The organism is Enterobacter sp. 3U4, from assembly GCF_057224565.1.
Map to the genome: position 1 here is coordinate 487,580 of NZ_CP136665.1, position 12,752 is coordinate 500,331.

Sequence of the window (12,752 nt, forward strand, 5' to 3'; positions counted from 1 at the left end):
ACCTATATTATGAAGGCACAGAAGGTTAAATACCTGACTAAAACAGTCAAGTAAATAGTTGACCATTTTAGTCAGGAATGTCAGACTTGGCCCTGCTATGCAATACCCCATTTTACTATAAAAAACCCCGGGCAGGGGCGAGTTTGAGGTTAAGTAAGACATGAGACTGACATCTAAAGGGCGTTATGCCGTGACCGCGATGCTGGACGTTGCGCTCAACTCCGAAGCGGGCCCGGTTCCGTTGGCTGATATTTCTGAACGACAAGGGATCTCCCTCTCTTATCTGGAACAGCTGTTCTCCAGACTGCGTAAAAATGGACTGGTTTCCAGCGTTCGTGGCCCAGGCGGCGGTTATCTGCTGGGTAAAGACGCGGGCAGTATTGCAGTTGGTGAAGTGATTAGCGCAGTTGACGAATCCGTTGACGCGACCCGTTGCCAGGGTAAAGGCGGCTGCCAGGGCGGCGATAAGTGCCTGACCCACGCGCTGTGGCGCGATCTGAGCGACCGTCTGACCGGCTTCCTGAACAACATCACCCTCGGTGAGCTGGTGAATAACCAGGAAGTTCTGGACGTATCGGGCCGTCAGCACGGCCATGATTCCCAACGCAGCACCCGCGCGCAAGACTCTATCGACGTCAAATTGCGCGCGTAATAAAACGATAAAGATTTCAGAATCAGGCCGGGGCGGTCACGCCCCGCGTACTCGGTCGTACATCCAGCCGGTTGCCTGATTCCTTGCATTGAAGCGATGTACGGAGTTTAAAGAGCAATGAAATTACCGATTTATCTCGATTACTCCGCAACCACGCCGGTGGACCCGCGTGTTGCCGAGAAAATGATGCAGTGTCTGACCCTGGACGGAAACTTTGGTAACCCAGCTTCCCGTTCACACCGTTTTGGCTGGCATGCTGAAGAGGCGGTTGATATCGCCCGCAATCAGATTGCCGACCTGGTGGGTGCCGACCCGCGTGAGATTGTTTTCACCTCCGGTGCGACCGAATCCGACAACCTGGCGATCAAAGGTGCAGCCAACTTTTATCAGAAAAAAGGCAAGCACATCATCACCAGCAAAACCGAACACAAAGCCGTGCTGGATACCTGCCGCCAGCTGGAGCGTGAAGGGTACGAAGTGACTTACCTGGCGCCACAGAGCAACGGGATCATCGACCTGAAAGAGCTCGAAGCGGCCATGCGTGATGACACCATTCTGGTCTCTATCATGCACGTCAACAACGAAATCGGCGTGGTACAAGACATCGCGACCATCGGCGAAATGTGCCGCGCGCGCGGTATCATCTATCACGTGGACGCGACCCAGAGCGTGGGCAAACTGCCTATCGACCTGAGCCAGCTGAAAGTGGACCTGATGTCCTTCTCCGGCCACAAAATCTATGGCCCGAAAGGGATCGGCGCGCTCTACGTTCGTCGTAAGCCACGTATCCGCATCGAAGCACAGATGCACGGCGGCGGTCACGAGCGCGGCATGCGTTCCGGTACGCTGCCTGTTCACCAGATCGTGGGCATGGGCGAAGCCTACCGCATTGCAAAAGAAGAGATGGAAACCGAGATGGCACGCCTGCGCACGCTGCGTAACCGTCTGTGGGACGGCGTGAAGGATATGGAAGAAGTGTATCTGAACGGCGATCTCGAGCAGGGCGCACCAAACATCCTCAACGTCAGCTTCAACTATGTTGAAGGCGAGTCGCTGATCATGGCGCTGAAAGACCTGGCGGTTTCTTCCGGTTCTGCCTGTACTTCTGCAAGCCTTGAGCCATCCTACGTGCTGCGTGCGCTGGGTATGACTGACGAGCTGGCACACAGCTCTATCCGTTTCTCTTTAGGTCGTTTCACTACCGAAGAAGAGATTGACTACACCATCAAGCTGGTTCGCAACTCCATCGGCCGTCTGCGCGACCTTTCTCCACTGTGGGAAATGTTCAAGCAGGGCGTGGATCTGAACAGCATTGAATGGTCACATCACTAATCGGTACATAAGGAGAATTCAATCATGGCATACAGCGAAAAAGTCATCGATCATTACGAAAACCCACGCAACGTTGGCTCTTTTGACAACAGCGACGAATCTGTTGGTAGCGGCATGGTTGGCGCGCCGGCGTGTGGCGACGTGATGAAGTTGCAGATTAAAGTCAACAATGAAGGTATCATTGAAGACGCGCGCTTCAAGACCTACGGCTGCGGTTCTGCTATCGCGTCCAGCTCCCTGGTTACCGAATGGGTGAAGGGCAAGTCTCTGGACGAAGCACAGGCAATCAAGAACACGGATATTGCTGAAGAACTCGAACTGCCACCGGTGAAAATTCACTGTTCAATTCTGGCAGAAGACGCGATCAAAGCCGCTATTGCGGACTATAAAAGCAAACGTGAAGCAAAATAATTGAGGTTTGAGTATGTCGATTACCCTTAGCGACAGCGCTGCCGCGCGAGTAAGCTCATTTCTGGCGAACCGTGGTAAAGGCTTTGGCCTGCGACTGGGCGTACGTACCTCCGGCTGTTCTGGTATGGCTTACGTACTGGAGTTTGTTGACGAACCGGCGTCTGACGACACCGTGTTTGAAGACAAGGGCGTGAAGGTGGTGGTCGATGGCAAAAGCCTGCAATTCCTCAACGGCACTCAGCTGGACTTCGTTAAAGAAGGCCTGAACGAAGGGTTCAAATTCACGAACCCGAACGTCAAAGACGAGTGTGGTTGCGGCGAAAGCTTCCACGTTTAACCGCGCGTCATCCGAAACCCCACCGTGGCGTATCTGCTGCGCGTGGGGTTTGTTCTAACAGGCTACCCCTGAGATTGTTATGGATTACTTCACTCTCTTCGGACTACCCGCTCAATACCCGATTGATCTCCAGGCGCTGACGATCCGTTTTCAGGATCTGCAGCGGCAGTACCATCCGGATAAGTTCGCGAGCGGTACTCAGGCAGAGCAGCTGGCTTCGGTTTCCCACTCTGCCACCATTAACCAGGCCTGGCAGACGCTGCGCCATCCGCTGGCGCGCGCTGAATATCTGCTCTCGCTCCACGGTTTTGATCTGGCGAGCGAGCAGCACACCGTGCGCGACACGGCGTTTCTGATGGAACAGCTGGAGCTTCGTGAAGAGCTCGATGAGATTGAACAGGCCAAAGACGAAGCGCGGCTGGAAAGCTTCATCAAGCGCGTGAAGGGCATGTTCGATACCCGCCATCAGCAGATGGTGGAGCAACTGAACAACGAGACCTGGGACGTGGCGGCAGATACTGTGCGCAAACTCCGTTTTCTCGATAAACTGCGAAGCAGTGCTGAACAACTCGAAGAAAAGCTGCTCGATTTTTAATTTCGGAAGCAATTATGGCCTTATTACAAATTAGTGAGCCTGGCTTAAGTGCCGCACCGCACCAGCGTCGTCTGGCGGTCGGTATCGATCTGGGCACCACCAATTCCCTCGTGGCGACCGTGCGTAGCGGCCAGGCGGAAACGCTGGCCGACGAGCATGGCCGCCATCTGCTGCCTTCCGTAGTCCACTACCAGCAGCAGGGTCACGCGGTCGGCTATGATGCCCGCGCCAACGCCGCGCGCGATCCGGCCAACACCATCAGCTCCGTAAAGCGCATGATGGGCCGCTCGTTGACCGATATTCAGACCCGCTATCCGCATCTGCCGTATCAGCTGCAGGCCAGTGAAAACGGCCTGCCGATGATCGCGACCGCGGCCGGTCTGCTGAACCCGATTCGCGTTTCCTCCGACATCCTCAAAGCGCTGGCGGAACGCGCTACGGCGACGCTCGGCGGCGATCTGGACGGCGTGGTGATTACCGTTCCGGCCTACTTTGACGATGCACAGCGTCAGGGCACCAAAGACGCCGCGCGTCTGGCGGGCCTGCACGTTCTGCGCCTGCTGAACGAACCGACGGCAGCGGCGATTGCCTACGGCCTCGATTCCGGTCAGGAAGGGGTGATCGCGGTTTACGATCTCGGCGGCGGGACCTTTGATATCTCAATCCTGCGCCTGAGCCGCGGGGTGTTTGAAGTGCTGGCGACCGGCGGGGATTCCGCGCTGGGCGGCGATGACTTCGACCACCTGCTGGCGGACTACATCCGCGAGCAGGCGGGCATCAGCGATCGCAGCGATGCGCGCGTACAGCGTGAACTGCTGGATGCGGCCATCGACGCCAAAATCGCTCTGAGCGATGCGCAGACGGTTACCGTAAATGTTGCTGGCTGGCAGGGTGACATCACCCGCGACCAGTTCAACGATCTGATTGCCCCGCTGGTGAAACGCACCCTGCTGGCCTGCCGTCGCGCATTGAAAGATGCGGGCGTTGAGGCAAACGAGGTGCTGGAAGTGGTCATGGTCGGCGGTTCGACCCGCGTGCCGCTGGTGCGCGAGCGTGTCGGCGAGTTCTTTGGCCGCACGCCGCTGACCTCCATCGACCCGGATAAAGTGGTTGCCGTGGGCGCCGCAATCCAGGCCGATATCCTGGTCGGCAACAAGCCGGACAGCGAAATGCTGCTGCTGGACGTCATTCCGCTGTCGCTGGGGTTAGAAACCATGGGCGGCCTGGTGGAAAAAGTGATCCCGCGTAACACCACCATTCCGGTGGCGCGCGCGCAGGAGTTCACCACCTTCAAAGACGGTCAGACAGCGATGTCCATCCACGTGATGCAGGGCGAACGCGAACTGGTGCAGGACTGCCGCTCTCTGGCGCGCTTTGCGCTGCGCGGCATCCCGGCGCTGCCTGCGGGTGGGGCACATATTCGCGTCACCTTCCAGGTGGATGCGGACGGCCTGCTGAGCGTCACGGCGATGGAAAAATCCACCGGCGTGGAATCATCCATTCAGGTGAAGCCGTCCTACGGCCTGACCGATGGCGAAATCGCCTCCATGATTCAGGACTCAATGAGCTACGCCGAGCAGGACGTGAAGGCGCGTATGCTGGCCGAACAGAAAGTTGAAGCCGCACGCGTGCTGGAGAGCCTGAACGGCGCGCTCGCTGCCGATGCCGCGCTGTTAAGCGCCGCTGAGCGCCAGGTGATTGACGAGGCTGCCGCGCACTTAAGCGCTGTCGCAGTAGGCAATGACGCTGACGCAATAGAAGAAGCCATTAAAAACGTTGATAAACAAACCCAGGACTTTGCTGCTCGCCGCATGGACAAATCTGTCCGCGTCGCGCTGAAAGGCCAGTCCGTGGACGAGGTTTAATATGCCAAAGATTGTAATTTTGCCTCATGCGGACCTCTGTCCGGATGGCGCTGTTCTGGAAGCGAAGACCGGTGAAACCATTCTCGATGTTGCCCTGCGTGCAGGTATCGAAGTGGAACACGCCTGTGAAAAATCCTGTGCCTGCACCACCTGCCACTGCATCGTGCGTGAAGGTTTTGACTCTCTCGCCGAGAGCACCGAAGACGAAGACGACATGCTGGATAAAGCATGGGGTCTGGAGCCAGACAGCCGCTTAAGCTGCCAGGCCGCGGTGACCGATGAAGATCTGGTCGTGGAGTTCCCACGCTACACCATCAACCACGCACGCGAGCATTAATATGGGACTGAAGTGGACAGACAGCCGTGAAATCGGCGAAGCGCTCTACGACGCGAACCCGGATCTCGATCCGAAGACCGTACGATTCACCGATATGCATCAGTGGATCTGCGATCTGGAAGATTTCGACGACGATCCAAACGCATCCAATGAAAAAATTCTGGAGGCGATTCTGTTAGTCTGGTTAGATGAAGCAGAATAAATAACAAAACGGGCTGCCTTCAGGCGGCCCGTTTGCTAGTTGCTAATAAGGAAAAATAAAATGACCGAAGCGATGAAGATTACGCTCTCTACGCAGCCCGCCGACGCGCGCTGGGGCGAGAAAGCCAGCTACAGCATCAACAACGACGGTATTACCCTGCACCTGACGGGCAACGATGATTTGGGCCTGATCCAGCGCGCCGCGCGTAAAATTGACGGTCTGGGCATTAAGCATGTCTCGCTGGAAGGCGAAGGCTGGGACACCGACCGCAGCTGGGCATTCTGGGCAGGCTACAAAGGCCCGAAAGGCACCCGCAAAATTGAGTGGGCAAACCTCGATGCCGCCGGTCAGAAAGAGCTGGAAAGCCGCCTGCAAATTATCGACTGGGTACGCGACACCATCAACGCCCCGGCGGAAGAGCTCGGTCCGGAGCAGCTGGCGCAGCGTGCGGTTGACCTTCTGTGCGGCGTGGCGGGCGACAAGATGTCCTACCGCATCACCAAAGGTGAAGACCTGCGCGAGCAGAATTACATGGGCATCCACACCGTGGGCCGTGGTTCTGAGCGCCCTCCGGTCCTGCTGGCGCTGGATTACAACCCAACCGGCGATAAAGAAGCGCCGGTCTTTGCCTGCCTGGTCGGGAAAGGCATCACCTTCGACACCGGCGGCTACAGCCTGAAGCAGAGCGCGTTTATGGACTCCATGAAGTCCGACATGGGCGGCGCGGCAACTATCACCGGCGCGCTGGCGTTTGCGATTACCCGCGGTCTGAACAAGCGCGTGAAGCTGTATCTGTGCTGCGCGGACAACATGGTGAGCGGTAACGCCTTCAAGCTGGGCGACATCATTCGCTATCGCAACGGCAAAAACGTTGAGGTGATGAACACCGACGCCGAAGGCCGTCTGGTGCTGGCCGATGGCCTGATCGACGCGTCTGCGCAGAAGCCAGAGCTGATCATCGACATGGCGACCCTGACCGGTGCGGCGAAAACCGCCCTGGGTAACGACTACCATGCGCTGTTCAGCTTCGACGACAAGCTGGCCGCACGCCTGCTGGCAAGCGCCGCTGCGGAAAACGAGCCGTTCTGGCGTCTGCCGCTGGCCGAGTTCCACCGCAGCCAGCTGCCGTCCAACTTTGCCGAGCTGAACAACACCGCAAGCGCGGCGTACCCGGCGGGTGCAAGCACCGCAGCAGGGTTCCTGTCCCACTTCGTTGAGAATTATCACGAAGGCTGGCTGCACATTGACTGCTCCGCAACCTACCGCAAAGCGGCGGTTGAGCAGTGGTCCGCGGGTGCGACCGGTCTGGGCGTGCGTACCGTGGCGAACCTGCTGACGGCTGAGTAATCTTTTTTGCCGGGTGGCGCTACGTTTACGCTCGCCTTCGGACTCATCATATTGCCCGGCGGCGCTGCGCTTGCACGGGCCTACGGTTTTGTAGGCCGGGTAAGCGAAGCGCCACCCGGCGTTTTTTGAAGTAGCCAAACTATGTCAGATACCAAAAACGAATTAGAAACCCTTCTGGAGCAGGCGGCGACCGAGCCCGCCCACCGTCCGGCATTTTTCCGCACGCTGCTGGAGTCCACCGTCTGGGTTCCGGGTACCGCCGCGGAAGGTGAGCAGGTTGTCGAAGACAGCGCGCTGGATCTGCTGCACTGGGAGAAAGACGACGGCACGTCGGTGATCCCGTTCTTCACCTCGCTGGAAGCGCTGCAGGAAGCGGTAGAAGACGAACAGGCGTTCGTGGTGATGCCGGTGCGTACCCTGTTTGAAATGACGCTCGGCCAGACGCTGTTCCTTAACGCTAAGCTGCCGACCGGGAAAGAGTTCACGCCGCGTGAAATCAGCCATCTGATAGGTGAAGAGGGCAACCCGCTCAGCACGCAGGAAGTGCTGGAAGGGGGCGAAACGCTGCTGCTGTCTGAAGTGGCCGAGCCGCCCGCACAGATGATTGATTCTCTGACGACGCTGTTCAAAACGCTCAAGCCCGTCAGGCGCGCGTTTCTCTGCTCCATTAAAGAGCGCGCGGACGAAAAGCCGGTGCTGCTGATCGGGATTGAAGCCGATGGCGATTTCGACGAGATCGTTCAGGCGGCGGGCAGCGTGGCGACCGACACGCTGCCGGGCGATGAGCCGATTGATATCTGTCAGGTGAAGAACGGTGAGAAGGGCATCAGCCACTTTATTACCGAGCACATCACCCCGTTCTACGAGCGTCGCTGGGGCGGCTTCCTGCGCGATCTCAAAACCAACCGCATCATCTGATTACGGCGGGGTGAATATCACCCCGTTGCTTCCAGCAGCAGTAAATCCATCAGCAGCACCAGATTTGACTCAAACGACGTCACCCCTGCGGCTTCGGCGGCGAAGTGTACCGCCTCGTCATAGAGCGCAAAGTGCACGTCGGCCATTTCCGCCAGCGTGTTGGCCGAGGCGCGGGTAAACGCGACGATCGTCATGCCGACGTTTTTGGCTATCCGCGCTTTATCCAGCACCTGCTCCGTTTCACCGCTGCGTGAAACGGCAATAAACACCTGATAGCGGGCGGCATTGCTGAGAAAAATGTTCCGGCTGTCCCCCGGTCCGGAGATAAACGCCGTTTTGCCCATTACCTGCAGCTTCTTGGTCAGGTACTCCGCAAACAAATAAGAAAACCCGGCGCCGTAGAGAAAGAAACTCTCTTTCTGGCGCAGCAGGTTAGCAAACTGCTGGCGTTTGTCCTGGGTGACCCATTGAAAGGTGTGCTGATAGTTGGCGATAAACTGATTAAACAGCGCCGGGAGTTCAGGGGGCGATTGCCCCTGAACGGCAATGTGCGGCGTGTCGGAAAGCAGCTGCTTGCAGTGCCAGATAAACTCGCTAAAGCCGCTGAACCCCAGCTTCTGACACAGCCGCATGATGGTGGCGGTAGAAACGAACGTCGCCTGCGCCAGCTCGCGCACCGTGATATTGCCCACCAGCAGCGGATGCTCCGTGAGGTGGGAGAGGACGCGATACTCCGCGCGGGTCAATGACGCCCCGCGCGTTAACAGCGTGGCCAGGCGGTTATCCATTATTTCGCGGGTTCGACAGGCAGATCGTCTCGCGCACCCCATTCGCTCCAGGCACCGTCGTAAAGCGTGACGTCGCTTACGCCGAGCGTGGCGAGCGCCAGGATCACCACGCAGGCCGTGACGCCGGAACCGCAGCTGGCAATAATCGGACGATGTAAATCAACGCCTGCACGGTCAAAAATGGCGCGCAGCTCGTCGGTGGTTTTCAGCTCGCCCTCAAACACCAGATCGCCCCACGGCACGTTCAGCGCACCCGGAATATGTCCGCGCTTCAGCCCCGGACGAGGTTCATCCGCTTCGGCATTGAAGCGTGGAGCAGGACGGGCATCGACGATTTGCGCCGTTTTTTCATGGCTCACGACCAGCACGTCGGTCAGGCGTTTTACCACGTGGGCGTCAAAGGTCGCGTCGAATTCACCTTCCGGCAGCGTCACGTCACCCTGCTGAAGCGGCAGCTCGTCGCGCTTCCAGCCCGCCAGCCCGCCGGCAAGAATCGAGACTTTTTCCACGCCGAAGTTTTTCAGCATCCACCACGCGCGCGGCGCGGAGAAGAGGTTACCTTCATCATAGACAACGAGGTGCTTATCTTTGCTGATGCCCAGCTCGCGCATCGCCACGGAAAACGCTTCCGGGCGCGGCATCATGTGCGGCAGGGGAGAGGTGTGATCGGAGAGGGCTTCAATATCAAAAAATACCGCACCCGGCAGATGCCCGGCACGGTATTCACCGGGCACGTCACGATGCTCTTGCCCCGGAGGGGCCATACGCGCGTCGATAATCTGAACTTCCGGATCGTCGCCGTGCTCGATCAGCCAGTCGGCAGCGACAAAATATGAGGTGGACATGGGTTGCCTCCATTCTTTTCCGTAAAAAAGGATTGTCGGTGTTTTTTCTGACACCGACAAGCTAACCACGTTCAACTCGCGAGCAAGCCCCTATTTTTTCACCGTTTCGCCATCCTGCCAGGCTTTTTGCAGCGCTGGCCAGTAGTCGCGGTTGGCCTCGATCATCTCATCCAGAATCGCCTTCGCGTGTTCCATGGTCGGCACGGTGCGGTTGAGGGTGAACGCCTGGAGGGCTTTCTCATAGCTGCCCTCGATGGTGGCTTCCACCAGCAGCTGTTCGGAGGCGAGCTGCTGCTGCAAAAGGGTCTGATGGAACAGGGGCACCTGGCCGACGCGAATCGGTTCCGGGCCTTCGGAGGTGATATAAGCGGGCACTTCCACCACGGCATCGTAAGGCAGGTTGGCGATCGCCCCGCGGTTTTCCACCATCACCAGATGGCGGCTCCGTAGGTTAAAGGCCAGCGAGCGGGCGACATCGACGATAAACTCGCCGTGGACGCCCACGTGGAAGGCGTCCGGCAGGATCCCGGTGCGCTTGTATTCTTCAGCTGCGGCGAACAGCTTTTTCTCGCGCCCGTCCATCACTTCATTGGCGCGGGTATAGTCCGGGTTTTGATGCTCCACAATCTGGTTCGGCATCAGGTAGTACTGCAGATACGGGTTCGGCAGATACTCCGGGAAGTTGTCCATGATCGGCTTAATGTTGCGCCAGGTCTTCACCCAGGAGGGATCGGAATGCTGCGGATCGGTTTTAGCCGCATCTTCCGTCAGCAGGCCAAACTTAGCGATATGCTTACGCAGCTCGGGGAGCTTGTCTTCGCCGTCCACCAGTACGCGGGTAAACCAGCCGAAGTGATTCAGGCCGAAGTAGTCGACTTCGAGCTTGTGGCGATCGACGCCCAGAATCGCCCCCATATTGCGCATGGCGGCGACAGGCATATCGCAGATGTTCAGCACCCGCGCGTTCGGGCGCAGCCGACGGACGCCCTCCGCGACGATCGCCGCCGGGTTGGAGTAGTTCACGATCCAGGCTTTTTCATGCGCGTAGCGATCGACCAGATCGATAAGCTCCACCATCGGCAGGATCGTGCGCAGGCCGTAGGCCAGACCGCCGGGTCCGCAGGTTTCCTGGCCGACCACGCCGTGGCGCAGCGGGATCTTCTCATCCTGCTCGCGCATTTTATACTGGCCGACGCGCATCTGGGCGAAGACAAAATGCGCGCCGCTGAACGCCACTTCCGGGTCACTGGTGACGGTGAATTTGATGCTCTGACTGTGGTCGCGAATGACCTTTTCAACGACGGGAGCAATGGTGTTCTGACGCGCCTCGTCGATGTCATAAAGGCGGATTTCGGCCAGCGGGAAATCCTGCAGGCGCACCATCAGGCTTTTAACAATGCCCGGCGTGTAGGTGCTGCCGCCGCCGGCGATTGACAGAATAAATGGGGGTGTAAGCATCTTTAGCTCCTTTCAGAGAAACGTCTCAACGGCTTCTCGCATTTTTTTGACGTGCAGCCCGTAGACCACCTGAACGTTGTTACCTTGTTTGATAATCCCTTTCGCGCCGGTCGCCTTCAGACGCGGCTCGTCGATAATGTCGACGTCCTTCACCGTGACGCGTAAGCGGGTGTAGCAGTTGTCCACTACTTCAATGTTTTCCCGGCCGCCCAGACCCGCCACGATGGATTCGCCCAGACCGTCGTTATTGCCCTTCGCCTGGTATTCCTGCTTGCTGTAGAGGCGCGTCTCCTGGTCTTCATCTTCACGGCCCGGCGTTTTCATGTTGAAGCGCAGGATCAGGAAGCGGAACACCGCGAAGTAGAGGGCAAACATGATCAGCCCGACCACGATGTACATTGGCCAGTTGGACTTCTCCGTGCCTAGCGGCAGGTTGTAGAGGATGAAGTCGATAATCCCATTAGCGCCGATGGCGTGAACGCCCAGCAGGGAAAACAGCATCATGCCGATGCCGGTCAGCACCGCGTGCACCACGAACAGCAGCGGGGCGACGAACAGGAAGGAGAACTCAATCGGTTCGGTTACGCCGACCAGCAGCGAGGTCAGCGCCGCCGGGATCAGAATCGCTTTCGCAACGGCTTTACGCTCCGGCTTTGCGGTCATATACATCGCCAGCGCGGCGGCAGGCAGGCCGAACATTTTGCTGATGCCGCGCGCGTCCCATACCACGGTACCGCTGAGCTGCTTCACGTCCGGGCAGGCCATCTCGGCGAAGTAGATATTGCGCGCGCCCTGATAGGTTGCCTCGCACACCTCCTGCGTGCCGCCCAGCTCGGTATAGAGGAATGGCGTATAGACAAGATGGTGCAGGCCGGTGGGGACCAGAATACGCTCCAGGAAACCGTAGATGGCCACGCCAAACGGTCCGGAGCCTTTGATGGCCAGCGCCAGAGCGCTTATGCCGTGCTGGGCAAACGGCCACAGTTCGCTCATCACTACGCCGAGCAGCATGGAGACGGGAAGCATGACGATGGCGACAAAACAGTGGCCGGAGTAAATCGCCATCGCGCCGTTAAACTGTACGCCGGAGTATTTGTTGTACAGATATCCGGAGAGCGCTCCGGTCAGGATCCCGGCGAAAACGCCCATCTCCAGCACCTGCACGCCCAGCACCATGGTCTGCCCGGCCGCCTTCATCTGGGCTGCTGGCGCCAGCGCGCCCTGCAGCTGCAGCGTGACGTTCATAGCGTTGATGAACACGACAAAGGTCACCAGACCAATCAGCGCGGCATAGCCTTTATCACGCGTCGCCAGGCCTATCGGGATCCCGACGGCAAACACCAGCGCCAGGTTGACCAGCACCGACACGGCAGATTTCGCGATAAGCTGACCAAGATGCTGAATCAGTGGATGGCCCAGAAACGGCAGGTATTCAGCGAGATTACCGTTACCCAGCACGTTACCAAAGGCGATAAACAGACCGACGATCGGTAAGATAAGTACCGGTCCGTACAGTGATTTTCCGAAATTTTGTAGGGCGTTCACGGCTCGTTTCATGGCTTTCTCTCTTTTTGAACCGCGCACTCGGGGTGCGTCATGATCATAAAACTAGCAGTCCTCAGGCACGCTTATCCAGCTATCTTCTTGTTTTAAAAACAAATGACC

Annotated in this window: 14 protein-coding genes; 10 read left to right on the top strand and 4 right to left on the bottom strand. The window is 58.1% G+C overall.

Translation table 11 applies throughout. The features are described 5' to 3' along the window. The first annotated feature begins 160 nt into the window (after positions 1–160). The 10 genes from iscR (at position 161) to sseB (ending at position 7,996) form a co-directional block, all read left to right on the top strand. A complete protein-coding gene (gene iscR / locus RVY89_RS02390) occupies positions 161–652 on the top strand; it encodes a Fe-S cluster assembly transcriptional regulator IscR (protein ID WP_484826788.1) in 492 nt (163 codons plus the stop codon). 117 nt (positions 653–769) lie between these two features. Further along, positions 770–1,984 carry a cysteine desulfurase gene (gene iscS / locus RVY89_RS02395; protein ID WP_008502157.1) on the top strand — a complete coding sequence of 405 codons (1,215 nt, stop codon included), beginning with the start codon at positions 770–772 and terminating at the stop codon, positions 1,982–1,984. A gap of 24 nt (positions 1,985–2,008) precedes the next feature. After that, on the top strand, positions 2,009–2,395 hold the full coding sequence (iscU, locus tag RVY89_RS02400; RefSeq protein ID WP_003860661.1) for a Fe-S cluster assembly scaffold IscU: 387 nt from the start codon (positions 2,009–2,011) through the stop codon (positions 2,393–2,395). Between the two features lie 13 nt (positions 2,396–2,408). Then, positions 2,409–2,732, top strand: coding sequence for an iron-sulfur cluster assembly protein IscA (gene iscA, locus RVY89_RS02405; RefSeq protein ID WP_003860659.1), 324 nt, complete (start codon positions 2,409–2,411; stop codon positions 2,730–2,732). A gap of 79 nt (positions 2,733–2,811) precedes the next feature. Continuing rightward, a complete protein-coding gene (gene hscB, locus RVY89_RS02410; RefSeq protein WP_484826789.1) occupies positions 2,812–3,327 on the top strand; it encodes a co-chaperone HscB in 516 nt (171 codons plus the stop codon). Positions 3,328–3,341: 14 nt separating this feature from the next. Further along, a complete protein-coding gene (hscA, locus tag RVY89_RS02415; RefSeq protein WP_484826790.1) occupies positions 3,342–5,192 on the top strand; it encodes a Fe-S protein assembly chaperone HscA in 1,851 nt (616 codons plus the stop codon). Position 5,193: 1 nt separating this feature from the next. Further along, a complete protein-coding gene (gene fdx / locus RVY89_RS02420; RefSeq protein ID WP_003860652.1) occupies positions 5,194–5,529 on the top strand; it encodes an ISC system 2Fe-2S type ferredoxin in 336 nt (111 codons plus the stop codon). A 1-nt stretch (position 5,530) separates the two neighbouring features. After that, positions 5,531–5,731 (top strand): Fe-S cluster assembly protein IscX, encoded by a 201-nt coding sequence (gene iscX, locus RVY89_RS02425; protein WP_003860650.1) that lies wholly within the window; start codon positions 5,531–5,533, stop codon positions 5,729–5,731. A gap of 60 nt (positions 5,732–5,791) precedes the next feature. After that, complete coding sequence (pepB, locus tag RVY89_RS02430) at positions 5,792–7,078, top strand: aminopeptidase PepB (RefSeq protein ID WP_371897445.1); 1,287 nt, start codon at positions 5,792–5,794, stop codon at positions 7,076–7,078. A gap of 141 nt (positions 7,079–7,219) precedes the next feature. After that, positions 7,220–7,996, top strand: coding sequence for an enhanced serine sensitivity protein SseB (gene sseB, locus RVY89_RS02435; protein ID WP_032648693.1), 777 nt, complete (start codon positions 7,220–7,222; stop codon positions 7,994–7,996). 17 nt (positions 7,997–8,013) lie between these two features. Here sseB and RVY89_RS02440 read toward each other — a convergent pair whose 3' ends face one another. From RVY89_RS02440 to RVY89_RS02455, 4 genes are all read right to left on the bottom strand, one after another. Continuing rightward, positions 8,014–8,784, bottom strand: coding sequence for a MurR/RpiR family transcriptional regulator (locus RVY89_RS02440; RefSeq protein ID WP_484826791.1), 771 nt, complete (start codon positions 8,782–8,784; stop codon positions 8,014–8,016). After that, the gene (gene sseA / locus RVY89_RS02445) at positions 8,784–9,629 is read right to left on the bottom strand and encodes a 3-mercaptopyruvate sulfurtransferase (protein ID WP_484826792.1); all 846 of its coding nucleotides are present in this window, start codon (positions 9,627–9,629) and stop codon (positions 8,784–8,786) included. The genes RVY89_RS02440 and sseA overlap by 1 nt, the downstream gene beginning before the upstream one ends. Positions 9,630–9,719: 90 nt before the next feature. Continuing rightward, positions 9,720–11,087 (bottom strand): 6-phospho-alpha-glucosidase, encoded by a 1,368-nt coding sequence (locus tag RVY89_RS02450; RefSeq protein ID WP_484826793.1) that lies wholly within the window; start codon positions 11,085–11,087, stop codon positions 9,720–9,722. Positions 11,088–11,099: 12 nt separating this feature from the next. After that, on the bottom strand, positions 11,100–12,644 hold the full coding sequence (locus tag RVY89_RS02455) for a PTS transporter subunit EIIC (RefSeq protein ID WP_484826794.1): 1,545 nt from the start codon (positions 12,642–12,644) through the stop codon (positions 11,100–11,102). Positions 12,645–12,752: the final 108 nt, after the last annotated feature.